27 protein-coding genes, 1 pseudogene and 1 riboswitch are annotated in these 25,431 nt (G+C 64.9%); of the genes and pseudogenes, 17 read left to right on the top strand and 11 right to left on the bottom strand.

The features are described 5' to 3' along the window. Positions 1 to 135 precede the first annotated feature (135 nt). The 5 genes from metF to AC3WLT_RS15850 all read right to left on the bottom strand — a co-directional run bounded on the left by metF (position 136) and on the right by AC3WLT_RS15850 (position 4,284). Positions 136 to 966: a methylenetetrahydrofolate reductase [NAD(P)H] gene (gene metF, locus AC3WLT_RS15870; RefSeq protein WP_492592661.1), complete on the bottom strand. Its 831-nt coding sequence runs from the start codon at positions 964 to 966 to the stop codon at positions 136 to 138. A gap of 11 nt (positions 967 to 977) precedes the next feature. Then, on the bottom strand, positions 978 to 1,331 hold the full coding sequence (locus tag AC3WLT_RS15865) for a phage holin family protein (RefSeq protein WP_492592660.1): 354 nt from the start codon (positions 1,329 to 1,331) through the stop codon (positions 978 to 980). Between the two features lie 118 nt (positions 1,332 to 1,449). Then, a complete protein-coding gene (gene ahcY, locus AC3WLT_RS15860; RefSeq protein WP_492592659.1) occupies positions 1,450 to 2,871 on the bottom strand; it encodes an adenosylhomocysteinase in 1,422 nt (473 codons plus the stop codon). 33 nt (positions 2,872 to 2,904) lie between these two features. Continuing rightward, a riboswitch (S-adenosyl-L-homocysteine riboswitch) is annotated at positions 2,905 to 3,038 on the bottom strand. Between the two features lie 81 nt (positions 3,039 to 3,119). Next, positions 3,120 to 3,842, bottom strand: a complete 723-nt coding sequence (locus tag AC3WLT_RS15855) for an LrgB family protein (protein WP_492592658.1) — start codon at positions 3,840 to 3,842, stop codon at positions 3,120 to 3,122. Between the two features lie 37 nt (positions 3,843 to 3,879). Then, complete coding sequence (locus tag AC3WLT_RS15850) at positions 3,880 to 4,284, bottom strand: CidA/LrgA family protein (protein WP_492592738.1); 405 nt, start codon at positions 4,282 to 4,284, stop codon at positions 3,880 to 3,882. A 167-nt stretch (positions 4,285 to 4,451) separates the two neighbouring features. Here AC3WLT_RS15850 and AC3WLT_RS15845 point away from each other — a divergent pair, with 167 nt between their 5' ends. From AC3WLT_RS15845 to AC3WLT_RS15835, 3 genes and pseudogenes are all read left to right on the top strand, one after another. After that, positions 4,452 to 5,402 (top strand): LysR family transcriptional regulator, encoded by a 951-nt coding sequence (locus AC3WLT_RS15845; RefSeq protein ID WP_492592657.1) that lies wholly within the window; start codon positions 4,452 to 4,454, stop codon positions 5,400 to 5,402. A 394-nt stretch (positions 5,403 to 5,796) separates the two neighbouring features. After that, a complete protein-coding gene (locus AC3WLT_RS15840) occupies positions 5,797 to 7,518 on the top strand; it encodes an isovaleryl-CoA dehydrogenase (RefSeq protein WP_492592656.1) in 1,722 nt (573 codons plus the stop codon). 21 nt (positions 7,519 to 7,539) lie between these two features. Beyond that, positions 7,540 to 7,674: pseudogene (locus AC3WLT_RS15835) on the top strand (aldehyde dehydrogenase family protein); the annotation flags it as partial. On the opposite strand, the gene AC3WLT_RS15830 reads toward AC3WLT_RS15835, so the two are convergent. The 5 genes from AC3WLT_RS15830 to fliE all read right to left on the bottom strand — a co-directional run bounded on the left by AC3WLT_RS15830 (position 7,649) and on the right by fliE (position 10,926). Next, a complete protein-coding gene (locus tag AC3WLT_RS15830) occupies positions 7,649 to 8,029 on the bottom strand; it encodes an EscU/YscU/HrcU family type III secretion system export apparatus switch protein (protein ID WP_492592655.1) in 381 nt (126 codons plus the stop codon). The pseudogene AC3WLT_RS15835 and the gene AC3WLT_RS15830 overlap by 26 nt on opposite strands. Further along, positions 8,026 to 9,459, bottom strand: a complete 1,434-nt coding sequence (gene fliK, locus AC3WLT_RS15825; protein WP_492592654.1) for a flagellar hook-length control protein FliK — start codon at positions 9,457 to 9,459, stop codon at positions 8,026 to 8,028. The genes AC3WLT_RS15830 and fliK overlap by 4 nt, the downstream gene beginning before the upstream one ends. Before the next feature lie 99 nt (positions 9,460 to 9,558). Beyond that, positions 9,559 to 9,885, bottom strand: coding sequence for a flagellar protein FliT (locus AC3WLT_RS15820; protein ID WP_492592653.1), 327 nt, complete (start codon positions 9,883 to 9,885; stop codon positions 9,559 to 9,561). After that, the gene (fliS, locus tag AC3WLT_RS15815; protein ID WP_492592652.1) at positions 9,882 to 10,316 is read right to left on the bottom strand and encodes a flagellar export chaperone FliS; all 435 of its coding nucleotides are present in this window, start codon (positions 10,314 to 10,316) and stop codon (positions 9,882 to 9,884) included. The genes AC3WLT_RS15820 and fliS overlap by 4 nt, the downstream gene beginning before the upstream one ends. Before the next feature lie 274 nt (positions 10,317 to 10,590). Then, the gene (gene fliE, locus AC3WLT_RS15810) at positions 10,591 to 10,926 is read right to left on the bottom strand and encodes a flagellar hook-basal body complex protein FliE (protein WP_492592651.1); all 336 of its coding nucleotides are present in this window, start codon (positions 10,924 to 10,926) and stop codon (positions 10,591 to 10,593) included. A 235-nt stretch (positions 10,927 to 11,161) separates the two neighbouring features. Between fliE and fliF the strand changes: the two genes are divergently transcribed. The 14 genes from fliF to fliR all read left to right on the top strand — a co-directional run bounded on the left by fliF (position 11,162) and on the right by fliR (position 24,186). Further along, positions 11,162 to 12,970: a flagellar basal-body MS-ring/collar protein FliF gene (fliF, locus tag AC3WLT_RS15805; protein WP_492592650.1), complete on the top strand. Its 1,809-nt coding sequence runs from the start codon at positions 11,162 to 11,164 to the stop codon at positions 12,968 to 12,970. Beyond that, a complete protein-coding gene (gene fliG / locus AC3WLT_RS15800; protein ID WP_054040817.1) occupies positions 12,960 to 13,955 on the top strand; it encodes a flagellar motor switch protein FliG in 996 nt (331 codons plus the stop codon). The genes fliF and fliG overlap by 11 nt, the downstream gene beginning before the upstream one ends. Beyond that, positions 13,942 to 14,625 carry a flagellar assembly protein FliH gene (gene fliH, locus AC3WLT_RS15795; RefSeq protein ID WP_492592649.1) on the top strand — a complete coding sequence of 228 codons (684 nt, stop codon included), beginning with the start codon at positions 13,942 to 13,944 and terminating at the stop codon, positions 14,623 to 14,625. Before fliG ends, fliH begins: the two co-directional genes overlap by 14 nt. Next, on the top strand, positions 14,619 to 16,115 hold the full coding sequence (gene fliI, locus AC3WLT_RS15790) for a flagellar protein export ATPase FliI (RefSeq protein WP_492592648.1): 1,497 nt from the start codon (positions 14,619 to 14,621) through the stop codon (positions 16,113 to 16,115). Before fliH ends, fliI begins: the two co-directional genes overlap by 7 nt. Before the next feature lie 2 nt (positions 16,116 to 16,117). Next, positions 16,118 to 16,567, top strand: a complete 450-nt coding sequence (fliJ, locus tag AC3WLT_RS15785; RefSeq protein WP_492592647.1) for a flagellar export protein FliJ — start codon at positions 16,118 to 16,120, stop codon at positions 16,565 to 16,567. Between the two features lie 61 nt (positions 16,568 to 16,628). Further along, entirely contained in the window at positions 16,629 to 18,209 is a 1,581-nt protein-coding gene (locus AC3WLT_RS15780; protein WP_492592646.1) for a flagellar hook-length control protein FliK, read from the top strand. Next, a complete protein-coding gene (locus tag AC3WLT_RS15775; protein ID WP_492592645.1) occupies positions 18,202 to 18,384 on the top strand; it encodes a hypothetical protein in 183 nt (60 codons plus the stop codon). The genes AC3WLT_RS15780 and AC3WLT_RS15775 overlap by 8 nt, the downstream gene beginning before the upstream one ends. A 1,066-nt stretch (positions 18,385 to 19,450) precedes the next feature. Further along, positions 19,451 to 19,957 (top strand): flagellar basal body-associated protein FliL, encoded by a 507-nt coding sequence (gene fliL / locus AC3WLT_RS15770; protein WP_492592644.1) that lies wholly within the window; start codon positions 19,451 to 19,453, stop codon positions 19,955 to 19,957. Positions 19,958 to 20,022: 65 nt separating this feature from the next. Continuing rightward, positions 20,023 to 21,021 (top strand): flagellar motor switch protein FliM, encoded by a 999-nt coding sequence (fliM, locus tag AC3WLT_RS15765; protein ID WP_492592643.1) that lies wholly within the window; start codon positions 20,023 to 20,025, stop codon positions 21,019 to 21,021. Beyond that, positions 21,014 to 21,472, top strand: a complete 459-nt coding sequence (gene fliN, locus AC3WLT_RS15760; protein WP_492592642.1) for a flagellar motor switch protein FliN — start codon at positions 21,014 to 21,016, stop codon at positions 21,470 to 21,472. Before fliM ends, fliN begins: the two co-directional genes overlap by 8 nt. After that, positions 21,469 to 22,101 (top strand): flagellar biosynthetic protein FliO, encoded by a 633-nt coding sequence (gene fliO / locus AC3WLT_RS15755; protein WP_492592641.1) that lies wholly within the window; start codon positions 21,469 to 21,471, stop codon positions 22,099 to 22,101. Before fliN ends, fliO begins: the two co-directional genes overlap by 4 nt. Then, entirely contained in the window at positions 22,101 to 22,925 is an 825-nt protein-coding gene (fliP, locus tag AC3WLT_RS15750) for a flagellar type III secretion system pore protein FliP (RefSeq protein ID WP_492592640.1), read from the top strand. Before fliO ends, fliP begins: the two co-directional genes overlap by 1 nt. Before the next feature lie 153 nt (positions 22,926 to 23,078). Continuing rightward, entirely contained in the window at positions 23,079 to 23,348 is a 270-nt protein-coding gene (gene fliQ, locus AC3WLT_RS15745; protein WP_492592639.1) for a flagellar biosynthesis protein FliQ, read from the top strand. A gap of 55 nt (positions 23,349 to 23,403) precedes the next feature. Further along, entirely contained in the window at positions 23,404 to 24,186 is a 783-nt protein-coding gene (gene fliR / locus AC3WLT_RS15740) for a flagellar biosynthetic protein FliR (protein ID WP_492592638.1), read from the top strand. A 7-nt stretch (positions 24,187 to 24,193) separates the two neighbouring features. Here fliR and flgL read toward each other — a convergent pair whose 3' ends face one another. Beyond that, entirely contained in the window at positions 24,194 to 25,426 is a 1,233-nt protein-coding gene (gene flgL / locus AC3WLT_RS15735) for a flagellar hook-associated protein FlgL (RefSeq protein WP_492592637.1), read from the bottom strand. Positions 25,427 to 25,431 lie beyond the last annotated feature (5 nt).

The raw sequence follows: 25,431 nt of genomic DNA, 5'->3' as shown, positions 1-25,431 counted from the left end.
CTTACACGCCGCGAGCAAGATACTCACGGGCACCCGCCGTTGCAATGCAGCAACGGTTTTCACCGGGCGAAAAAAAACCGCGCGGCCGGATGAGCCGTGCGGTTTCCGTACAACACGTCGGCGGTGCCGGCGGTATCAGACGCCCAGCCGTTCGCAGATCGCCTTGGTCGCCGCAGCGCCGTTCAGCGTATAGAAATGCAGTCCCGGCACGTTCGCTGCGACCAGACGCCTGCACAGATCGGTCACCACATCCAGCCCGAACGCGCGAATCGACTCGCGATCGTCGCCGAAGCTTTCCAGACGGCGCGCGATCCAGCGCGGCACTTCCGCGCCGCACATCTCCGAGAAACGCATCAGCTGCGAAAAGTTCGTGATCGGCATGATGCCCGGCACGATCGGTACGTCGACGCCGAGCTTCTTCGCATCCTCGACGAAACGGAAGTACGCGTCCGCGTTGAAGAAATACTGCGTGATCGCGGAGTTGGCGCCGGCCTTCACCTTGCGGGCGAAGTTTTCCAGATCCTGGCGCGGCGAGCGGGACTGCGGGTGGTACTCCGGATAGCCGGCCACCTCAATCCAGAACCAGTCGCCGAACTCGGCGCGGATAAAGCTCACCAGTTCCGACGCGTAGCGCAATTCGCCGACTTCGCCCATGCCGGACGGCAGATCGCCGCGCAGCGCGACGATATGGCGGATGCCATGCGCGCGGTACTCGTTGAGAATCGCGCGCAGGCTCTCTTTCGACGAGCCGATGCACGACAGGTGGGGCGCGGCTTCGAGCCCCTCCTTCGCCATCTCGACGACGGTATCGAGCGTGCCCTGTTGCGTCGAGCCGCCCGCGCCGAACGTGACGGACACGAACTTGGGCTTGAGCGCCACGAGCTGCGCACGCGTGGCGCGCAGCTTGTCGACGCCTTCCTGCGTCTTCGGCGGGAAGAATTCGAATGAAAGTTCGATCGGGTTCATGATTCAGTAGATCAACCGATACTGCGGTTGCCGAAAATAAGCGCGGACAGCAGCCACGAAACGATGCTGTACAGAATCGAGCCGAAGAACGCCGACCAGAAACCCGACACTTCGAAACCCTTCAGCAGCGACGCGCACAGCCAGAAGCACAGCGCATTGACCACCAGAATGAAGAGTCCGAGCGTGAGAACCGTCACGGGCAGCGTCAACAGGATCAGCACCGGCCGCAAGATCGTATTGATCAACCCGAGCACCACCGCGACGATCAATGCGGTGCCGAAGCTGCGGATATGAATCGACGGAACGAGGTAGGTGATGATCAGGAGCGCAAGCGCGTTGATCAGCCAGGTCAGCAGCACGGTCATGTAGAGCTCCTTGTAGGCTAGTGTCCGTTCTACGAAAAGAGACGGGCATGGCGAACAGAGCGGCGCCTGGTGCGCCGCCCTGTCGTCAAACCGTCATGCTTTAAAACCGCCCGCGTGCTTAATAGCGGTAGTGGTTCGGCTTGAACGGACCGTTCTTGTCGACGCCGATGTAACCCGCCTGCGCGTCCGACAACACCGTCAGGTTCGCGCCGATGCGCGCCAGATGCAGGCGTGCAACCTTTTCGTCGAGATGCTTCGGCAGCACGTACACCTTGTTCCCGTACTGGTCGCCTTGCGTGAACAGTTCGATCTGAGCCAGCGTCTGGTTCGTGAACGAGTTCGACATCACGAACGACGGGTGGCCCGTTGCGCAACCCAGGTTCACGAGACGCCCTTCAGCCAGCAGGATCACGCGCTTGCCGTCCGGGAAAATGATGTGGTCGACTTGCGGCTTGATGTTGTCCCACTGGTACTGGCGGGTCGACGCCACGTCGATTTCCGAATCGAAGTGACCGATGTTGCAGACGATCGCGTTGTGGCGCATCGCCTTCATGTGATCGTGGTTGATCACGTGGTAGTTGCCGGTGGCCGTCACGAAGATGTCGGCCTTGTCGGCGGCGTATTCCATCGTCACGACGCGGTAGCCTTCCATCGCCGCCTGCAGCGCGCAGATCGGATCGATTTCGGTGACCCACACGGTGGCGCCCAGACCGCGCAGCGATTGCGCGCAGCCCTTGCCCACGTCGCCGTAGCCTGCAACGACCGCGATCTTGCCGGCGATCATCACGTCGGTCGCGCGCTTGATGCCGTCGACCAGCGACTCACGGCAGCCGTACAGGTTGTCGAACTTCGACTTGGTGACCGAGTCGTTGACGTTGATCGCCGGGAACGGCAGACGGCCTTCCTTTTCCATCTGATACAGACGGTGCACGCCGGTCGTGGTTTCTTCGGTCACGCCCTTGATGTGCGCGAGGCGCGTCGAGTACCAGGTCGGATCTGCGTCCAGATGACGGGCGATCGACTTATACAGTGCGACCTCTTCTTCATTGGTCGGCTTCGAGATCACCGAACGGTCTTTCTCGGCCTTCGAGCCGAGGATCAGCAGCAACGTGGCGTCGCCGCCGTCGTCGAGGATCATGTTGGCGAATTCGCCGTTCGGCCATTCGAAGATGCGGTGCGAGAACTCCCAGTATTCGTCGAGCGACTCGCCCTTGAATGCGAACACCGGCGTGCCGGCCTTGGCGATGGCCGCAGCGGCGTGGTCCTGCGTCGAGAAAATATTGCACGAGGCCCAGCGAACATCCGCGCCGAGCGCGGTCAGCGTCTCGATCAGCACGCCGGTCTGGATCGTCATGTGCAGCGAACCGGCGATGCGCGCGCCCTTCAGCGGCTGCTGCGCCTTGTACTCTTCACGCGTTTGCACGAGGCCGGGCATTTCCGTCTCGGCGATGTCGAGTTCCTTGCGGCCCCAGCCGGCAAGCGACATATCGGCAACGATGAAATCCTGGGAAGCTTGGGAATCGATAACTGCGGCGTTCATCACGCCCTCCTTTCTAAGAAATTGACTAGAAATTTGACGTGAGCGCGGTTCGATGCGGTGGATCGGAGCGCGATGCGCATCCGAACCCTCCGATTGAAGCCTTCGAGCCTGGCGGGCGGCCGGCGAATAGTGAATCCGCGGTACCCGTCGCAACGCTCCTCGAAGACGAACGGCGATTGTAGCAAATTGAGATGGCTACGGGGTGCGGATCGGGTTTGTGGAATTCGAGCGTGGGGTACGCCTCGGTGTCAGATCGGCAGCAGCCCCAGCATCGGCGCAAGCAGCACCATCACCACGCCGGCGATCATCATCGTCAAACTGGCGACCACGCCTTCCTCGCTGCCGAGCTCACGCGCCTTCGCGGTGCCCACGCCATGCGCCGCCGCGCCGAACAACGCGCCGCGCGCGAGCCGCGTGCGCAGCGGCACGAGCCCCAGCACCAGTTCACCGAACAGCATCCCGCACACGCCCGTCGCGATCACGAACAGCGCGGTCAGGTCCTTCGGCGCATGAATCTTGTCGGAGACGGCAAGCGCAAACGGCGTCGACACCGAACGGGTCATCAGACTGCGTTGCAGTTCCGGCGAAAGATGCAGCAGCTTCGCCAGCATCAGCGAGCCGCCGACCGCGACCACGATGCCCACCGTCACGCCGACCGTCAGCGAGATCCAGTGCCGTTTGAGCAGCTCGCGGTATTCATAGATAGGCACGGCGAATGCGACCGTGGCGGGACCGAGCAGCCACATCAGCCAGCGTGTGTCCTGGAAGTAGACCGGATACGGAATATGCAGCAGCACGACGATCGCCGCGAGCACCGCCGGCACGGCGAGCAAGGGCGTGAGCCACGGCGACCTGAAGCGCGCGTATAGCGCCTTCGACGCGAAATACAACGCCACCGTCAGCACGAAACAGCCGGCCGCGATCAGACGCGATGCATCGTCGGCGAACAGGGACGAATAAAGCGCGTTCATGGGCAGGCTTCAGCGTGGCAGAGAGGTGGAAGAATAATCAGGCGCGGGCCGCATGCCGCGCGACCATCACGCGGCGCAGCGCCAGCCGGCGTTCGAGCCGTGCGGCCTGTTCGACCGCAAAGGCGACCGCGACCATCACCATCAAGGTGCCGGCGACCACCACCAGCGCGAGACGCCAGCCGTCCTCGCGAAACAGCCCGCCGTACTGCACCGCCGCAACCGCGGCCGGAATGAAGAACAGCAGCATGTCCGACAGCAGCCAGTCGGCGCCGGCCTTGATCCAGCGCGGCGCGATACCGCCGCAGAACAGCAGCGCGAGCAACGCGACCAGACCGACCACGCCGCCCGGCACCGGCAAATGAAGCTGACGCACGACGAAATCGGCGACCAGCCAGAGGCCGGCAAGCGCACCGCTCTGCACGGCGATCCGCGCCACGCGCATCGCGCCGCTGGCGCGGCCGGCGTTCGCGAATCGGGAGAGAAGCTGCGGCGTCATGGCAATCCCCAAGTGACTTTTGATGAAAGTCAGTATAGGTTGCAACGCAACATAAATATAATGACTTACTACCATTCAAACCATTCCAATTTGGAATTTCGGAGTCCCAGATCGTGGAACTACGTGCGCTGCGCTATTTCGTCGAAGTGGTGCGTCAACAGAGCTTCACCGTCGCCGCCGAGCAGATGTTCGTGACGCAGCCGACCATCAGCAAGATGGTCAAGTCGCTGGAAGACGAGATCGGCTCGCCGCTGCTGCTGCGCGACGGGCGCCAGATGGTGCTGACCGACGCTGGCCGGATCGTCTATCAGCGCGGCCAGGACGTGCTGGCCGCTCACGCGCAGTTGCAGGCCGAGCTGAACGATCTCGACACGCTCGGCCGCGGCGAACTGACGATCGGCATTCCGCCGATGGGCGGCTCGCTCTTCACGCCCGCGATCGCCGCGTTCCGTCAGCGCTACCCGAAAATCGAACTGAAGCTGTTCGAGCAGGGTTCGCGCGCGATCGAAGCGGCGCTGATCAACGGCGAGCTGGAGTTGGGCGGCGTGCTGCAACCGGTCGACCCCGAAAATATCGACGTTCTCCCAATGACGCGGCAATTGTTGTGGCTGGTCGCGCGCACCGGTTCGCGCTGGGACGATCTGTACGAGGTGCCGCTTGGCCAGCTGGCCAGCGAACCGTTCGTGTTCTATGGCGAGAGCCTTGCGCTCAATGATGTCGTTCTGAACGCGTGCCGCACGGCGGGGTTTGCGCCGACCATCGTCGGACGTAGCGGGCATTGGGACTTCATGGCGGCGCTGGTGCTGGCCGGGGTCGGCATTGCGCTGTTGCCGGCGCCGTATTGCCGGCGGCTCGACGCCGCGCAGTTTACCTGCCGGCCGGTCGTCGAGCCGGAAATTCCCTGGGAGATGGCGATAGGCTGGCGCCGCAACGGCTATCTGTCGCATGCGGCGCGCGCGTGGCTCGAGGTTGCCCGCGAGACGCTGCCGGGCCAGGCCGGCGACGATTTCATGCTGGGGCCGGGTATCGGCATGAGCGGAATCGCGGCGCCGCTTTCCAGATAAAAACATGCGGCTCGCCAGCGAGCAGCTGCCCGAGCCTGCACCGACGATGATGTAGTCGTATTGCATCCGCTCCTCCTAATGGGCCGCGTTGCCCGCGGACCCTGTCTCGTGCACACTTGTCTACGTGTGTTTTATCGGCATTGCAGGGAGCGTTGCGGCGCCACGGCGAGTTCATGTCAGGGCGATCCCTCTAAACGAAAGCGCAGTTGCGACCCTATGATGAAAGACGCGCGAGCGCCCGCCAGGCTGCCCGCGCAAAGCATTCGAACACGGCGCCGGGCGCGCCGTCCCGTCAGCGTGCGGCACGACACGCAGCGATCAGACAGCACGGCGCAGCGCAACGCAATGCAGCGCCGATCAGCGCCGGCGCGCATCCGGTGAACGGAGACAGCAGATGGAACCGCAAGAGCGCGGGCACGCCCGCGGCCACACACTCGGTCGCACACGCGGTCACACGCACGACGTGACAAATCAGGCGCCGCCGCTGGCGGACTACAACCTGTTTGCGAGCGACGCCGCTTTATCCGCCGCCCTCGAACGCGAAGGCGCCGCGTGGCATCGCGAGGCGCTGCTGCGCGACGGCGCCGCGCTCACCACGCCGGAAACGCTCGCGCTCGCCGAACTGGCCAACCGCCACCCCCCCGAACTGTTCACGCACAGCCCGCGCGGCGAACGCATCGACGCGCTGGAGTTTCATCCGTCGTGGCATACGCTGCTGTCGCTGCTGCGCCGCGAAGGTCTGCACGCGCTGCCGTTTTCCGACCCGCAGCGCGGCGCGATGGTCGCCCGTTGCGCCGGCTACTTCCTGCACGCGCAACTCGAATCCGGTTCGCTCTGCCCGTTGACGATGACCTTCGCGAGCATTCCGGTGTTGCAGCGCGAACCGGCCTTGTTCGGCACGCTGCGCGACAAGCTCTATACCCGCGAACACGATCCGCGCGACGTCCCGCTCGCGCAGAAAACCTCGGCGATGATCGGCATGGGCATGACCGAGAAGCAAGGCGGCTCCGACGTGCGCAGCAACCGGACACGCGCGTACGCCACGCACGGCAGCGGTCGCGGCGCCGAATACCGCCTCGTCGGCCACAAATGGTTTTTCTCCGCGCCGCAATGCGACGCGCATCTGGTGCTCGCCCGCACCGGCGATCACGAAGGCCTGTCGTGCTTCTTCGTGCCGCGCTTCGCGCCGGACGGCAGCAAGAACGCGGTGCAGATCCAGCGGCTGAAAGACAAGCTCGGCAACCGCTCGAATGCGAGCAGCGAAGTCGAGTTCTTCGACGCATTCAGCATCCTGATCGGCGACGAAGGCCGCGGCGTGCCGACCATCATCGAAATGGCGAACTACACGCGGCTCGATTGCGTGATCGGCAGCGCGGCGTTGATGCGCGCGGCGCTGGTGCAGGCGATCCATCACGCGCGGCATCGCAGCGCGTTCGGACGGCATCTCGCCGATCAGCCGCTGATGCGCAACGTGCTGGCCGATCTTGCTTTGGAGTCGGAAGCGGCGACTGTGCTGTTTATGCGTCTCGCGCGGGCTTTTGAAGAATCGGCCGATGCGGCTAACGCATCGCCCGCCGAGCGCGCGTGGCGGCGCATCGTCACGCCGGCGGCGAAGTATTGGGTCTGCAAGCGCGCACTCGAATTCACCGGCGAGGCGATGGAAGTCTGGGGCGGCAACGGCTACGTCGAGACGGCGCCGATGGCGCGTTTTTATCGCGAAGCCCCCGTGAATTCGATCTGGGAAGGTTCGGGCAACGTGATGTGCCTCGACGTGCTGCGCGCCACGGAGCGCGAACCCGAGGCGGCGCAAGCGTTGTTCGCCGCGTGGCAAGCGGATGCGCAGAGCCACCCGGCGCTGGGCGCCGCGCTCGCCAGGCTCGCTGCCACGCTCAACGGACCGGCCGAACATCGCGAGACGTCCGCCCGGCGTATCGCGCAGCAAATCGTGCTGATCGCGCAGGCCAGCTTGCTGATCCAGCATGCGCCCGCCGAAGTCGCCGATGCCTTCATCGCCACGCGGCTCGCCGACAGCTGCGGCGAAAGCGGCCGCGTGTACGGCACGCTGCCGGCTACGTTCGACCACGCGGCGATCATCGAGCGAGCGTTTGCGGCTTGATTGCCGCTTGCTTGCCGCTTGATCGCCGTCACCCAGGCGCCGGACGAAAGCGCGCTGATGCAGGAGGAAATCTTCGGACCGCTGCTGCCGATCGTCCCCTACGACACGCTCGACGACGCGATCGCGTGGATCAACACGCGACCCCGTCCGCGCGCATCTCGCCGGAAACCTCGCCGGAAACTTCGGTGGCGACCACGTCGGTGACGTCCGGCTCCCTGGCGGCCCCGTCTTCGGGCTCATCCTCCGCGCCGCTTTCCAGCCGATGCAGCCACGCCAGCAATTCCGCCACCGCCTGGTAAAGCTGCGGCGGAATCCGCGTATCGAGGTCTACCTGCATCAGCAGCGACACCATCTCCGGCGCTTCATGCACGTAGAGGCCGGCTTCCTTGGCGCGTTGCACGATCATCTCGGCGACGAGGCCGTAGCCCTTGGCGATCACACGCGGCGCGGGTTCGCCGCCGTGCGCGTCATAGACGAGCGCTGCCGCGCTGCGGCGGTGTTTGCGGCTCATCGCATGTCCCAATCGAAATCGTCGAGCGGCGCGGCCTCCGGCCGGACCGCACGAGCGGCGCGGCGCGTAGCCGGCGCCGGTGAGGCCGCCGAGGCGGAGCGCGCATACGCCGAAGCCGCTGCCGCACCTGCCGCGCCTGCTGCGTTGGACACCGTGGCAGGCGCGCCGCCGCCGATCTCGCGGATCGTCAGCCCGTTCAGTTCGATGCCCGCCGCCGCCAGCCGCTGACGAAAGCTCTCGCCCTGCATCGCCAGCCGCGCCGCACCGCCGGGACTCGCCTGCACGCGCGCCACCAGCCGCGTGCCCGTCAGCGTCAATTCCGCATCGACGGTGCCGAGCGTCGGCAGCGACAGCGTCAGACGCGTGCGCCACGGCTGGTCGTCCTCGCTCGCCGTGCCGCCGCCGCTGCGGTTCCATTCGTCGCCGTCCTGCTCGATTGTCCAGTCGAGCTTGGCGCCCGGCCACGCTTCGCCGGTCCAGCGAAACTGCCCGGTCGCGAGCAGATCGAGTTGCTGACGCACCAAAGGAATCGTCGCCGGATGGACCTGAGCTCCCATCGATTGCGAGTTTTGCGACGGCGCGTTTTGCGACGGCGCGCCATCAGCCAAAGGCGCCGCGGCGTTATGCAAGCTCGAGTGCGCGGGCTGGCCGTTCAGATCCGAAAGAGAGTTGGCCAGCACTTCGCCAGCCACGAAACGCGCGGCCTGTGCCGTCTGGATCGCCGGCGTCGCGCGCGCGGCGGCGTTGCCGTCGAGCCCGCCGCTGGCCGCACCGTTGGCCGAGGCGCCCAACCCCTGGCGCTGCGCGGTATTCGCGCTTGGAGCCGGCTCGGCATCGCTCGCCCAGTCGAGCGGCAATTGCGCGGCAGCGGCCACCAGCCTGTTTTGCGCCTCGCCGGCCAGGGCGGCGGGCGAGCGCTGGCCCGCCAGCCATTGCGCGAGATGAGCTTCGTAGAACAAACCGCTGTCGCCGACCGTCTGTTCGAGCGCCGCCGCCAGCGCGGCGACCGGCACCTGCGCGGCGGCCACGTTCGCGGTGGACGTGGTCGCGGCTGCATTCGCAGGGGCATTCGCAGACGAAAACGCGGTATTGGGGGAAGCCGGGGAAAAAGTGTCGAACAGCGGCGAGCCGCCGATTCCGACATCGAGCGCCGGCGCGGCCGGCCAGATCGGCGTCTGGCCAAGCACGGCAGGCGTCGCCTCGCCGCCCGAGTGCACGATCGCGTTGAGCGTCAGCGCGACGGCGGACAGCGCGGTTTGTGCCGAAGCCGGCGGCGTGGCGGGCGCCGCAACGGGCGTCGCCGCCGACGGCGCGGTATCGACGCCCGCCGCACCGGTCTGCGTGGTGGCCGCCGAGCCCGGCGCAATATTGAGCAGACTGTCGACCCGGCTCGCGAGCAGCGAAGCGATGGCCGTGTCGATTCCGTTCATGCCGATTCCTTGGTCACATGGGCAGCGCGCTCAGGTACGATCCGGCGCGCCTGGGCAAATCCAATCCGATCCAGGCAAACCCGGCGCGCCCGGTCAAGCTCAGCGCGCCCCGTACAGTTCCTTGAGCACGCGGGCCGACCGTCCGGCAAACAGGGCCGACAGATTGGCCATGCCCGGATTCGCCAGATCGCGAACCGCAGCGTCGTCGGCGAGGATCTGCCGGATCAGCGCGTATTTGCGCAGGCGCTCCGATTCGTCCAGCTTGACGCCGGTTTCCGCATCCCGCAGCGCATCCACCAGAATCCGGTACTCCTCCTGCAAGCGCACCAGATCGTTCCACAGGGCTCGCCGCGCCGCCGTCAACATGCGGTGGGAAATCGCTGCAATCGCCTCGTAGCGGGCGAAATATTCTGCGTTCGATGTCATCTCATGCTTTCCGCGGCCGGCTGTGCCGCCATCCGCGCGATCTCCGGGGCAATCCCGATCCAGGCTTCTTCTAGCGTCGCCAGCAGGCCATCGACCTCGACCAGCATCGCCTCGCTTTGTTTTATGTTGGCTTCGAGCAGCCGGCGCGCCATATAGCTGTATAGCGCGTCCAACCGCTCTGCAATCTCGCCGCCCGCCTCCCGGTTGAGCGACTGCTGCAGCCCGCTTTCGACGATCTGAATCGCCTTGCCGATCGCTTCTCCGCGAGCCGGCACATTGCCTTGCTGCACATGCATGCGCGCTTGCGCGATCGCTTGCCGGGCGCCCTGATACAACATCACGATCAGACGATGCGGACTCGCGCCCATCACCCCTGTCTCGACGCCCACGCGTGCATACGCATTGGCTCCAGAGTGTCCTGGGGAAAACATCGGCGCTCCTCCTCTCTTGCACTGCGGTTGGTCATGGCAACCCATCCGTGCACGTTGCCGCGCGCCGAACTCTGCCTGTACCTGGTTATCGGATAGGCAGCGGGAAAGCTTTAGTCTGTTGTAAGGAGGATTAAGGGCTGATTGGAGCGGGCCACGTTGGTCGGGCCACGTCGAGCGGGCCACGTCGGTCGGCCCACGTCGGGCGGCCCGGTCGGCCACACGATGTTCAGCGTTCAGGCAGGCAAGCGGGACAGCCTTGCCGCCCGGGCCGCGCTCACACCGACATCTGCATGATGTCGTTATAGGCCGACACCAGTTTGTTGCGCACCTGCAAGCCGAACTGGAAACCGACGTTAGCCTTCTGCATATCGACCATCACGTCGTTCAGCGACACGTTCGACGCGCCGAGTTCGAACGCCTGCGATTCGCCGACCGCCTTGGTCTGATCGCCGCTGATCTTGTCGAGCGACGCCTTCAGCGCCGAGGCGAAGCCGCCGGGCGTCGCCGCGCCGGACTGGCCAGCCGCCGGGTTGTTGCTGCCGGCCGCTTGCGCCGCCATCGACTGCATCTGTTGCAGCGCCGACGAGAGCGCGTTCACGGGCAAAGTCATGTTCTCTCCAGGGAATGACGACCGGCATGCCGAACCGCACCGATCTGAGCGAAAGCATAGCAGCGGGCCTTTAGGGAAAGCCCCGAAACTAGGGGGAAAACCCGGCTCTATTCAAGCAATCGGGTTGAGCGGCCCTGCGGATAATTTCAATGGTGAAAGTATCTGTCCGTGCGCCCGCCGACCCTCGGCGCGGCGCGGCGGCAGAACGCAAAGGCATCCCGGAGATACCCGACGCATGGATTCGTCAGCCAACTCTTTGATCAACCCCGACGCCCGCATGGGCCTCGCCGGCGCGCAGCCGGGCGCGGGCGCGTCCGGCGCCGGCCAGCCGGGCGGCGCGGCCGACCTCGGCGGCTTGGGGGGCAACCTTGGCGGCATGGGCGGCAACTTCGGCCAACGCCTGTCGGGCCTCGCGCAAATGCGCGGCAATCCGCGTGCGCCGCTGATTTTTGCTGTCGCGCTGCTGGTTGCGATCGTGGCGGGCCTGTTCCTGTGGTCGCGCGCGCCGGACTATAAGGTGCTCTACAGCAACCTGTCGGACCGCGACGGCGGCGCGATCATCACCGCGCTCCAGCAGGCCAATATTCCCTACAAGTTCTCCGACGCCGGCGGCGCGATCCTCGTGCCCGCCGAGCAGGTGCATGAAATGCGCCTGCGTCTGGCTTCGCAAGGCCTGCCGAAGAGCGGCTCGGTCGGCTTCGAATTGATGGACAACCAGAAGTTCGGCATCAGCCAGTTCGCCGAGCAGATCAACTATCAGCGCGCACTGGAAGGCGAGCTGCAACGCACGATCGAATCGATTTCCTCGGTGAAGTCGGCGCGCGTGCATCTGGCGATTCCGAAGCCTTCCGTGTTCGTACGCGACAAGGAAGCGCCCTCCGCGTCGGTGCTGGTCGACCTGTATCCGGGCCGCGCGCTCGACGAAGGCCAGGTGCTGGCGATTACCCATATGGTGTCGTCGGCGGTGCCGGATATGCCGGTGCGCGGCGTGACGATCCTCGACCAGGACGGCAACCTGCTGACGAACCCGTCCTCCGGCAGCGGTCTGGACGCCTCGCAGCTGAAGTATCGCCAGCAGATCGAACGCAACACGCAACAGCGCATCGACGCGATCCTCGCGCCGCTGTTCGGCGCCGGCAATGCGCATTCGCAGGTCAGCGCCGATATCGACTTCGCGCGTATCGAGCAGACCTCGGAAAACTACGGCCCGAACGGCAGCCCGCAACAAGCCGCGATCCGCAGCCAGCAATCGAGCAGCGCCACCGAAATGTCGCAGGCGGCCGCCTCGGGCGTGCCCGGCGCGCTGTCGAACCAGCCGCCGCAACCGGCTTCGGCGCCGGTCAATGCGCCGAACGGCGCGAGCGGCGTGACCACCACGCCGGTCAGCGACCGCAAGGATTCGACCACCAACTACGAACTCGACAAGACCGTGCGCCATCTGGAGCAGCCGATGGGCGGCATCAAGCGTCTGTCGGTGGCGGTGGTGGTCAACTATATGCGGGTGGTCGACGCCAAGGGCCACGCCACGATGCAGCCGGTCACCGCCGACAAGCTCACGCAGGTCAATCAGCTGGTGAAGGACGCGATGGGCTTCGACGCGTCGCGCGGCGACTCGGTCAACGTGGTCAACAGCGCGTTCACCGCCGACGTCGACCCGAACGCCGACCTGCCGTGGTGGCGCTCGCCGGACATGATCGCGCTCGCCAGGCAGATCGCGACCTACCTCGGGATCGGCGCCGTCGCCCTGTTCCTCTACTTCGTGATGGTGAAGCCGGCGCTGCGCCGCGCGTTCCCGCCGCCGGAGCCGGTCGCCGCCGCGGCGCTGCCGTCGCCGGACGAGCCGATCCTGCTGGACGGCATCCCGGCCGCCGAGCGCATGGCCGCCGGCACCGCCGCTGAAGCGGAAGCCGACTCCGAGCTGCTGATGCTGGAGAACGCCAAGCACAAATACGAACGGAACCTGGAATTCGCGCGCAACATCGCGCGCCAGGATCCGAAGATCGTTGCAACCGTCGTGAAAAACTGGGTGTCCGATGAGCGCTGAAGGCGTAATGAAGAGCGCGCTCCTGCTGATGTCGATCGGTGAGGAAGAAGCCGCGCAGGTGTTCAAGTTCCTCGGGCCGCGTGAGGTCCAGAAGATCGGCGTCGCGATGGCCGCGCTGAAGAACATCACGCGTGAACAGATCGACGAGGTCCTGCAGGAGTTCGTGCGCGAGGCCGAAAAGCATACGGCGCTGTCGCTCGATTCGAGCGACTACATCCGCTCGGTGCTGACCAAGGCGCTCGGCGACGACAAGGCCGGCGCGATCATCGACCGGATTTTGCAGGGCAGCGACACCAGCGGTATCGAGGGCCTCAAGTGGATGGACTCCGCGGCGGTGGCCGAGCTCATCAAGAACGAGCACCCGCAGATCATCGCGACGATCCTCGTGCACCTGGACCGCGATCAGGCGTCGGAAATCGTCGCGTGTTTCACCGAACGTCTGCGTAACGATGTGCTGTTGCGGATCGCGACGCTCGACGGCATCCAGCCGGCCGCGCTGCGCGAACTCGACGACGTGCTGACGGGCCTGCTGTCCGGCAGCGACAACCTCAAGCGCAGCCCGATGGGCGGCATCCGCACGGCGGCCGAGATTCTCAACTTCATGTCGAGCAACCATGAAGAAGGCGTCATCGAAAACGTCCGCCAGTACGACGCGGAACTCGCGCAAAAGATCATCGACCAGATGTTTGTGTTCGAGAACCTGCTCGATCTGGAAGACCGCGCGATCCAGCTGCTGCTGAAGGAAGTCGAGTCCGAGGCGTTGATCATTTCGCTGAAGGGCGCGCCGCCCGCGCTGCGCCAGAAGTTCCTGTCGAACATGTCGCAGCGCGCCGCCGAACTGCTCGCCGAGGATCTCGACGCGCGCGGTCCGGTGCGCGTCTCCGAAGTCGAGACGCAGCAGCGCCGCATCCTGCAGATCGTGCGCAATCTGGCGGAAAGCGGCCAGATCGTTCTAGGCGGCAAGGCGGAAGATGCGTATGTCTGATACGACCTCCAGGCGCAAGGACAGCCTCTCGGCCTACCAGCGCTGGGAGATGGCCTCGTTCGATCCGGTGCCGCCGGCGCCGCCCGAACCCGAAGTCGACGACGGCGCGTTCGAAGCCGAACTCGAACGTCTGCGCGAGTCCGCGCATGCGCAGGGCATTGCGTCGGGTCACGTGGCCGGACAGGCGCTCGGTTATCAGGCCGGTTACGAGCAAGGTCACGCGCAGGGTTTCGAGCAGGGCCAAAGCGAAGCGCGCGAAGAAGCCGCACGTCTCGCTGCATTGGCCGCGACCTTCAAGGCGGCGCTCGACGGCACCGAGGGCGCGATCTCGGAGACGCTGGTCGCGTTGGCGCTGGACATCGCGCAACAGGTGGTGCGCCAGCACGTGCAGCACGATCCGACCGCACTCATTGCCGCCGCGCGTGAGGTGCTGGCCGCCGAGCCGACGCTGGTCGGCGCACCGGCGCTGATCGTCAGTCCGGCCGACTTGCCGGTCGTCGAAGCCTATCTGATGGAAGAACTGCAAACGCGCGGCTGGACCGTGCGCACCGATGCGTCGGTCGAACGCGGCGGCTGCCGCGCGCAGGCCGGCAGCGGCGAGGTGGATGCCGGCATCGAGACGCGCTGGGAGCGCGTCGCCGCGGCGCTTGGCAAGGTGAGCACATGGTGAAGCCGACGCTCGAAGAGATTCGCGCCAGCGATCTGACGCCGCTCGAACGCGAGCTCGCGCTGGCGTCGTTCGGCGCCGAGGCGCTGGCTCCTTACGATCCCGCCCTCGACACCAATCCGCACATGCAAGCCTGGCGCGGCCGGCTCGACGCGCTGCGCGCGCGCAACGCGATCGCCAGGCCGATGCGCGCCTGCGGACGCCTGACGCGCGCCGCCGGTCTGGTGCTCGAAGCGGTTGGCCTGCGTCTGTCGGTGGGCGCCGAGGTGATGATCGAACTGCCGCCCGGCAGTTCGCTGCCGATGGCCGAAGCCGAAGTGGTCGGCTTCTCCGGCGACAAACTGTTTCTGATGCCGACCACCGAGGTGATCGGCCTCTTGCCCGGCGCGCGCGTTTATCCGCTCGAAAGCGCGCCGATCGCCGATCCGATGGCGGGCGCCAAGCGCCTGCCGGTCGGCTGGGAATTGCTCGGCCGCGTGCTCGATGCGTCGGGCCGGCCGCTCGACGGCCTCGGCCCGCTCGGCACGCACGCCGACGCGCCGCTGTCCGCGCCGGTCATCAACCCGCTGAACCGCGAGCCGATTCACAAGGTGCTCGACGTCGGCGTGCGCGCGATCAACGCGCTTCTGACCGTGGGCCGTGGCCAGCGCATGGGTCTGTTCGCCGGTTCGGGCGTCGGTAAATCGGTGTTGCTCGGAACGATGGCGCGTTACACCAGCGCCGAAGTGATCGTGATCGGCCTGATCGGCGAACGCGGCCGCGAAGTGAAGGAATTCATCGAACAGATTCTCGGCGAGGAAGGTCTGGCGCGCTCCGTCGTGATCGCCGCGCCGGCCGACGTCTCGCCGCTCTTGCGGATGCAGGCCGCGTCGTACTCGACCTCGCTTGCCGAATATTTCCGCGATCAGGGCAAGCACGTGCTGCTGCTGATGGATTCGCTGACCCGCTACGCGATGGCCCAGCGCGAAATCGCGCTGGCCGTGGGCGAGCCGCCCGCCACCAAGGGTTATCCGCCTTCGGTGTTCGCCAAGCTGCCGGCGCTCGTCGAGCGGACCGGCAACGGCCCGGCGGGCGGCGGCTCGATCACCGCGTTCTACACCGTGCTGACCGAAGGCGACGACCAGCAGGACCCGATCGCCGACTCCGCGCGCGCGATTCTCGACGGCCATATCGTGCTGTCGCGTTCGCTCGCCGAGGCCGGTCACTATCCGGCGATCGACATCGAAGCGTCGATTAGCCGGGCAATGACCGCGCTGATCGACGATAACCATCTCGACAAAACGCGTATGTTCAAGCAGATGCTGTCGCGCTATCAGCGCAACCGCGATCTGATCAACGTCGGCGCCTATTCGAGCGGGCGCGACGCGCTGCTCGACCGTGCGATTGCGCTGTATCCGCGGATGGAAGCATTTTTGCAGCAAGGTTTTCGCGAGTGCGCAAACTTTGAGCCGAGTATCGCGATGCTGGACGCGCTGTTTGCCCAAGGAAGCTGACGATGGCGAAACACTTTCCGATCAAGACGCTCATCGGCCTCGCCAAGGACGATGTGGACGCCGCCGCGCAGCGCCTCGGCCGTGCGCAGCGCGAGCGCGGCGAGGTGCAATCGCAGCTCGATTCACTGGTGCAGTACCGCGACGAATATCACGCGCGCTTCACGGCGACCGCCCAGACCGGCATGCCCGCCGGCAACATGCGCAATTTCCAGGCGTTCATCGACACGCTCGACTCCGCCATCGAACAGCAGCGCAATCTGCTGGTGACGGCCAATGCGCGTGTCGAGGCCGCCAAGCCCGACTGGCAGCGCCAGAAGCAGAAACTCGGCTCGTACGAAGTGTTGCAGGCGCGCGGCGAGGCCGTCGAAGCGAGGCAAACGGCGCGGCGCGACCAGCGCGACGCCGACGAACACGCCGCCCGAATTCTGAGGATGCGCGCCGAGGGCGTCTGACGCGCCGCGCGCCGCCTCGACAGACCGAACACCCCGTTTTGACGGATTGACAGGATCATCTATGTCGGCACTCTCACCGATCGGCTCACTGCTCGGCTCCGCCAGCAGCACCTCCACCAGCGCGGCCATGGCCGCCGCGGCGAATGCCAAGCCGTTCTCGCAAACGCTTCAGCAAAGCATCGCCGCGCAAAACAGCGCGGCCGCGCAGAGCGCGAGCATGCCGGCGGCGTCGTCGTCGGCTTCATCCTCCTCCTCGCCGTCCTCACCCGCATCGTCGTCCTCATCCGCACCGTCGTCGCAGGCATCGTCGTCGAGCGTGCATGACGCGCCGCCCGCACCCGACGCCGCCTCGAAGAGCACCGACGGCGCGGATGCCGGGAACGGCAGCAAGAACGACAGCAACGCAGCGAGCGCATCGTCGTCCAGTTCGTCCTCGTCGGGGGCGACGCAGCAGGCCGCGAACGACAAGCCTGCCGCGAACCCGGCGAAATCCGGCAACCCGGTCACGCAGACCGACGCCAGCATCGCCGCAGCTACCGCGGCGGCTGCGATACAGGCGCAGGCTCAAGCTTTGGCCAACGCAAACGGCGCGGCTGCCCCGGCCACCACCGACCCCGCTGCGGCATTGGCTGACGCAGCGGCTTCGCTGCCTGACGCGACGACGGATACCACGACGGGCGGCACCCCCGGCAAAAAGACGAGTGCGACCGATGCGAAGTCGGCACAGGACGCATTGCAGGCGGCGTTGGCCGCGCTGTCGAGCGCTCAGGGCGCGGTGCCGGTGCCCGCTCAGGCGCTGGCGAGCGGCGCGGCGGCGAACGCATCGAGCGCGTCGAGCGCCGCGAGCGGTTTGGCTGGCGATGCGACTACCGGACTGAATGCGTCGGCGGGCGGCAAGACGCTCGTGGCCGGTTTGTTCGGCGACGGCAAGGGAGCGAATGCGGCCAAAGCTGCCTCGCTGACGGCAGCCGCGACCATGGTGGCGGATCCGTCGGCGGCGGCGAAGACGGCTGTTGACGCGTTGGCGTCAACGGCGGGCGGCGGCGCTCAGGCCGACAATCTGGCGTCCTTCAAGAGTGCAGCCGATGCGGCGGCGGCAGCATTGGCCGCCACGCAGGCGGTGGCCGGCGCCGCGAGCACGACCGCGGCCGTGCAAACGACCGGAAACGCCGGCGCGGCCGAAGTGGCGAATGCATTGGCGCCGCAGGTCGGCACGACTGACTGGGAAGACGCGTTGAGTCAGAAGGTGGTGTTCTTGTCGAATGCGCATTCGCAGAGCGCCGAGCTGACTTTGAATCCGAAGGATTTGGGGCCGCTGCAGGTTGTGTTGCAGGTTGCCGATAACCATGCCCATGCGCTTTTTGTTTCTCAGCACCAGCAGGTGAGGGAAGCCGTCGAGGCGGCTTTGCCGAAATTGCGGGAGGCGATGGAGTCCAATGGGATTGGGCTTGGCAGCGCGAGCGTTAGCGATGGGTTTGGCCGGTCGGGGAGTGGGCAGCAGCAGAGTGCTGATTCTGGCCGGTCCGGTGGGAGGGCTACAGCTACGGCTGCTTTTGCCGGCGGCGCTGGGGAGTCTGTTGGGGCTGTTGTGGGGAATGTTGCCGTGCGGCGCTCTGTTGGGTTAGTGGATACGTTTGCTTGATTTTTTTTTGCCTGCGCGGCGCTTCTTCTTGTGTTTGTTTGCCTACGGCGTGGTCTTTGTTTGTTTGCCTTTGGCGGCGGCATTGTTCTGTGTGCCTGCGGCGTTGGCCTTCCTTGATTTTTTGCCCTGTGCGGCACTTATAGTGGTGCTGCCTACGGCGTTGGCCTTTCCTTGATTTGATATTGGTTTATTAGCTTTCCCCCTGTGCGGGGGAGCACCTACTTTTCTTTGCCGGCCGCAAAGAAAAGTAGGCAAAAGAAAGCGGCTCAAACCGCTAATTCTGAAGCGGGCACCTCGGTCAGCCACCGGTAGTGGAAACCTGCCGGACCACACCGTGGTCCATGAGTGCCTGTGACAAGGCAGTCATCCACCCCTTCTCGCGCTACGCGCTCGCCGGCAAGGTCCATCCCACACCACCCGCTTCGGTTTTGCCTGGCGACAGCCATCGGCTTCGCCTCGGCGGGGTGCAGATCTGGATTGCTGTGTTGAGCAGAACCTGAGCGTAATGGCGCAGCGCTTACGCGTGAAATGGCGAGCTACGCCCTGCGCAAAGCGTAGGCGCCAAACGTAGTGGGTGGTTGGATGAAGTACCTTTCTGGCGAGCGCGTAGCGCGAGAAGGGGTGGATGACTGCCTTGTCACCAGGGCGTGAAGGTGCACTGGCACAGATCAGGTGGCCTCCACTCCCCGTCGATCATAGAGGTGCCCGCTTAGTACTTGCGGTGTGAAGCCGCTTTCTTTTGCCTACTTTTCTTTGCGGCCGGCAAAGAAAAGTAGGTGCTCCCCCGCACAGGGGGAAAGCTAATAGACCACAAAGAAAACAAGGAAAGGCCAAAGAAGTCAGAACAGCGAAAGGCACTGCCGTAGGAAAACACAACCAGAAAGCGCCGCACAGGCAAAAAAAAAGCCAAGACCAGCGCCGTAGGCAAACAAACATAAGAAGCGCCGCGAAGGCCAATAATCAAACAACGACCACCTCAGGCAAACCACAAATTGCCGCCGCCAAAGGCAAACAGCACAAGGGGCAACGCTAATAGACCAATAACAAGAGAGAAAGGCAAAAAACTCAGAACAAGCAAAGACACACCGCCGTAGGCAAAAGGAAACCAGCAAGACCGCCCTCCGCCTGAAAGGCAAAAACAAGAGATAGCCCGCATTAACCCTTCTTTTCGACCCATCGCGCCGCAGGCAAATCAACAACAATCACCATCACCAGCACTAACGGCAAGCAAAGCAAACCTCATGGCATCCACGACCGCAAACCAGCAAGCCGCGCCCGCCTCGCCGGGCCCGTTGAAGCGAATCATTCTGATCGCCCTCATTGCGATCCTCGCCGCAGGCGCCGCCGGCGCAGGTGTGTGGTTCTATATGTCCAAACGCAGCCCAGCCCCCGCGTCAGCGGAAACCGCCAGCGCGCCGGCGCCACTGGCGGCGCCGCTCTTCTTCCCGCTCGAATCGATGACGGTCAACCTGCAGTCGGACGACGGTCAGCAACACTTCCTGCGTATCGGCCTCACCCTCAAGCTGAACGACCCGAAAACCCAGCAGGAACTCACCGACCACATGCCGGAAGTGCGCAGCCGCATCCTGCTCGCGCTGTCGAACAAGCATCCCGACGAACTGGCGCCGCTCGAAGGCAAACGCGCCCTCGCCACCGAACTCCTGACGCTGATCGAACAGCCCACCGATAAGGGCGCCACGCCGATCCGCGTTCAGGACGTCCTGTTCACCGAATTCGTCGTGCAGTGACGTCCGCAGTGACGTTATTTCGCGCTGCCATCATCAACCGCCACGGGACGCACGAGGAATAAGGAATGGGCCACGAAGAGTTCATGTCCCAGGAGGAGGTCGATGCCCTCCTCAAGGGCGTAACCGGCGAGTCCGACTCGATCGCCGACCAGAGCGATCGTGCGGGCGTTCGCCCGTACAACATCGCGACGCAGGAACGCATCGTCCGCGGCCGGATGCCGGGCCTCGAAATCATCAACGATCGCTTCGCGCGTCTGTTGCGCGTCGGCATCTTCAACTTCATGCGGCGCTCGGCGGAAATCTCCGTCGGCCCGGTGAAGGTACAGAAATACAGCGAGTTCACCCGCAACCTGCCGATCCCGACCAACCTGAACCTGGTCCACGTGAAGCCGCTGCGCGGCACCTCGCTGTTCGTGTACGACCCGAACCTGGTGTTCTTCGTGGTCGACAATCTGTTCGGCGGCGACGGGCGCTTCCATACCCGCGTCGAAGGCCGCGATTTCACGCAGACCGAGCAGCGCATCATCATGAAGCTGCTCAATCTCACGTTCGAGCACTACGCGACGTCGTGGAAAAGCGTGCGCCCGCTGCAGTTCGAATACGTGCGCTCGGAAATGCATACGCAGTTCGCCAACGTCGCGACGCCGAACGAAATCGTCATCGTCACGCAGTTCTCGATCGAGTTCGGCACCACGGGCGGCACGCTGCACATCTGCATGCCGTATTCGATGATCGAACCGATCCGCGACATCCTGTCGTCGCCGATCCAGGGCGAGGCGCTCGAAGTCGACCGCCGCTGGGTCCGCGTGCTGTCGCAACAGGTGCAGGCCGCGGAAGTGGAACTGACCGCCGACCTCGCGCAGGTGCCGGTCACGTTCGAGCAGATCCTGAATATGCGCAAAGGCGATGTTCTGCCGATCAACATCCCCGAACACATCACGGCGAAGGTCGACGGTGTGCCGGTGATGGAATGCGGCTACGGAATTTTCAATGGTCAGTACGCGTTGCGGGTCCAGAAGATGATCAGCGCAGCCGACACGATGAAGGAAGGTGGATATGAGTGACCTGAAAGCAAAGCCCGAGATGGAATTGCCGGAAGCCGAACAGCTGGCTGCCGCGGAATCCGCCGAGGACGAAGCGGCGATGGCCGACTGGGCCAGCGCGCTCGCCGAGCAGAACGACAACACGGAAGTCAGCGCCACGACAGCCGGCGTGTTCCAGCCGCTGTCGAAGGTCGAGCCGACCTCGACGCGCAACGACATCGACATGATCCTGGACATCCCCGTCCAGATGACCGTCGAACTCGGCCGCACCAAGATCGCGATCCGCAACCTGCTGCAACTCGCGCAAGGTTCGGTCGTGGAACTGGACGGCATGGCCGGCGAACCAATGGACGTGCTGGTCAACGGCTGCCTGATCGCACAGGGTGAAGTCGTGGTCGTCAACGACAAGTTCGGTATTCGTCTGACCGACATCATCACGCCGTCCGAACGCATCCGGAAGCTGAATCGATGAAATGCATTGCCGGTCGCGCCGTGCTGGATGCGTCGCGCAATGTTCCCGCTCGCGCGGGGCTCGCGGTGAGGGCCGTGACCGCTTCGGCGGCGCTGTTCGCGCTGACGTTCGTATCATCCGCCGCGCACGCGGCCGACATGAACGCGGTCAACAACGCTGCGAAAATCGCCTCGGGTGTCGGTGCAGGCACGGCCGTTCCGGCGCTCGGCGTCGGCGCGGTGTTGCAAACGATCGTCGGCCTGCTGGTCGTGATCGCTCTGGTATTCGGTTGTGCGTGGCTCGCGCGCCGCTTCGGCTGGCAGCCGGCGAAGCGCGGCGGTCTCGTGAAGACCATCGGCGGCGCTTCGCTCGGCGGCAAGGAGCGCGTCGCGGTGGTCGAGATCGGCGATACGTGGCTCGTGCTCGGCACGGCGCCCGGCAATGTGCGTCTGTTGCATACGATGCCGGCCGGTTCGGCCGCAATCGATCCGCTCGCAGGCACGCCACCCGCCGCTGCGGGTGAACGCGCATCCTTGCCCGGCACCTTCGGCCAACGCTTTCGCGATGCTTTGAAAGGCGAAATGGGCAAACGTTTCAACGCACTCAGCGACGCCAACGGTATCAACGGGCAAGGCAGCGGGGATCGGTAATGCAGTTCAGTCTTCAACCAGCGCGTGATGCGCAAGCCACACGCGTGTCGTCCGCCGCTTCGAAAATCGTCCCCGTGCTGCGCCGTTTCGCCCCTGTTGCATTGCCGGCGCTGATGCTCGCGCTGCCGACGCTGTCGTTCGCGCAAACCGCCGGCCTGCCGGCCTTCAACACGAGCCCTGGCCCGAACGGCGGCACGACCTACTCGCTGAGCGTGCAGACGATGCTGCTGCTCACGATGCTGTCGTTCCTGCCGGCGATGGTGTTGATGATGACGAGCTTCACGCGCATCATCATCGTGTTGTCGTTGTTGCGTCAGGCGCTCGGCACGACCACCACGCCGCCGAATCAGGTGCTGGTCGGCCTCGCGCTGTTTCTCACGCTGTTCGTGATGTCGCCGGTGCTCGACAAGGCCTATACCGAAGGCTACAAGCCGTTCTCCGACGGCTCGATGCCGATGGAGCAGGCGGTTTCGCGCGGCCTTGCGCCGTTCAAGACCTTCATGCTGCGCCAGACCCGCGAAAGCGATCTCGCCCTCTTCGCCCGCATCTCGCATGCCGCGCCGATGCAAGGTCCGGAAGACGTGCCGCTGTCGCTGCTGGTGCCGTCGTTCGTCACCAGCGAATTGAAAACCGGCTTCCAGATCGGCTTTACGATTTTCATCCCGTTCCTCATCATCGACATGGTGGTGGCGAGCGTGCTGATGTCGATGGGGATGATGATGGTGTCGCCCGCCACCATCTCGCTGCCGTTCAAACTGATGCTGTTCGTGCTGGTCGACGGCTGGCAGTTGCTGCTCGGCTCGCTCGCGCAGAGCTTCGTTTGAGCCTCGTGCTGATTGGCTTCGCCGGGCATCGCTTGTCGGTATCGCTTGTCGGTATCGCTTGTCGGTATCGCTTGTCGGTATCGCTTGTCGGTATCGCTGATCGGCCCCGCTTATCGATTTCGTCCAACCTTTCACACTTCCGGTCGAACCATCATGAATTCCGAATCCGTCATGACGCTGGCGCACCAGGCCATGTATGTCGGCCTGCTGCTCGCCGCACCGCTCCTGCTGGTCGCGCTGATTGTCGGTCTGGTGGTGAGCCTGTTCCAGGCCGCCACGCAGATCAACGAGACGACCCTCTCGTTCATTCCGAAGCTGCTCGCGATTGCCGTCACGATGGTGATCGCCGGGCCGTGGATGCTGACGACCATGCTCGACTATCTGCGCCAGACGCTCACCAACATTCCGACGCTCGTCAACTGAGCGCCGCGCCGGCCCCCTCGCCCTTCATCGCCGCCCGTACGCTCGCGCCGCCGCCATGTTTTCCGTCACCTACGCGCAACTGAACACCTGGCTCACGGCGTTCCTGTGGCCGTTCGTGCGAATCCTTGCGCTGACCGCCACAGCGCCGGTGCTCGGCAACCGGTCGGTGCCGATCCGCGTAAAAATCGGCCTCGCGGCCTTCATCACGATCATCGTCGCGCCGACGCTCGGCGCGCTGCCGCAGGTCACGGTGTTTTCCGCCGAAGGCGTGTGGATCATCGTCAACCAGTTCCTGATCGGCATTGCGCTCGGCGTGACGATGCAGATCGTGTTTCAGGCGATCAGCGCTGCCGGCGACTTCGTCGGTCTGGGCATGGGTCTCGGCTTCGCGACGTTCTTCGATGCGCAGGCGAGCAGTTCGAGCCAGGTGCTGTCGAGCTACATGAACGTCATCGCGATGCTGGTGTTTCTGGTGATCGACGGCCATCTGCAGATGATCAGCGCGCTGCTGGCCACGTTCCAGTCCGTGCCGGTGTCGGCGAACATTCTCGGTGCGCCCGGCTGGCGCACGCTGGCCAACTTCGGCAGCACGGTGTTTTCGGCAGGCCTGCTGCTGTCGCTGCCGGTGGTCGCCGCGCTGCTGATCAGCAACCTCGCGCTCGGCATTCTCAACCGCGCCGCGCCGCAAATCGGCGTGTTCCAGATCGGCTTTCCGCTGACCATGCTGATCGGCTTGCTGCTCCTGCAACTGATGATCCCCAACATGATTCCGTTCTTCACGCGTCTGTTCGACATCGGTATCGATCAGATGGGGCGCGTCGCGGCGGGGTTGAAGTAGCGCCCGGCTAGTTCAGGTACTGGAACAGCGACAGGTTCTGCACCTTCGCGAACGCCTGTTCCGCCGCTTGCAGCGAAGTCTGCATCATCGTGTACTTGCTGACCGTCTTGGTCATGTCGGTCTGGGTCAGATCCGCCAGGCCGTTCGCCGTCTGCAGCGTGTTGGTCTGCGTGACCGTCTGCAACGCCTGCACTTCCTGCTCACGGCCGCCTACCGCGGCCTGGGCCGTCACGACGTTGTTCATCGTGTTTTCGAGCTGGGTCTGGCTGGTGACCATCGCGCTCTGGAAACTGGCGGTCGCGGCTGCGCCTGAAACCGGCGTTTGCAGCGTCGTGATCAACTGGCTCAGGTTGGCGAATACGTCCGTGCTGCCTTGCGTGGCCGGCGTCACGGTGAAACTGTCGCCCGCGTTCGGCGCGCCGGTGATCGTCACCGACTGGCCACCGAGCGTGATCGCCGAGCCCGACGTGAAAGCCTGCGGCGTGCCCGTCGTGACCGTGCCGGTTGCCGGATCGGTCGAAGTCACCGTGTAGGTGGTCGCCGCGCCGGCGCCCGCGAAGGCGATCGAGTAGGTGTAGGCGTTGGTCGGGTCGGTCGGATTCGTCAGGCTGACGCCGCTGATCACGCCGGTGCCGCTGTTGCCGGCGGTCGCGGCCGGGACCGCGCTGGTGCCGATCGACGCCACGCTGCCGAAGATCGCGATGCCGTTGTCGGCGGTCTGAACGGTGTGCGAGTCGGTGATCTGCACGGCGCGCGTACCGGTGTCGCCGGAATAGGTCACGACGCCGGCGGAATTGGTGGTGTACGGCTGCGCGGTGCTCTGATAGCCGGCAAACAGGTAGTTGCCCTGCGGGTCGGTCGAGTTGGCGAGCGTCATCAACTGGCTGCGCAGGCTTTGCAACTGCGTGGCGATCGAGCCGCGGTCGCCGTCGTTCAGCGAGCCGTCGCCGGCGCGCAGCACCAGCGTGTGAATGCTTTGCAGCACGGTGGTGACGCTGCCGAGCGTGGAGTCTTCCTGTTGCAGCGAGGAGAGCGCGGTGCCCTGGTTGCTCGTGTACTGCGACAGGCTCGTCGCCGTCGAGCTCAACTGCACGGCCTGCGCTGCGCCGAGCGGATTGTCCGAGGGTGTGGAGAGGCTCACGCCGCTCGAAATCTCTGCGTACAACTGCGACAGCTGAGCTTGCTGATCGCTCATCGTCGCCACGTTCATGTTGAAGTACTGCGTGCTGGAGATGCGCATGTTCA

This window comes from Paraburkholderia sp. FW306-2-2C-D06C (genome assembly GCF_058781505.1).
The sequence above is the reverse complement of the archived record's forward strand: the minus strand, read 5'-3'. Positions and strand labels throughout refer to the sequence as shown.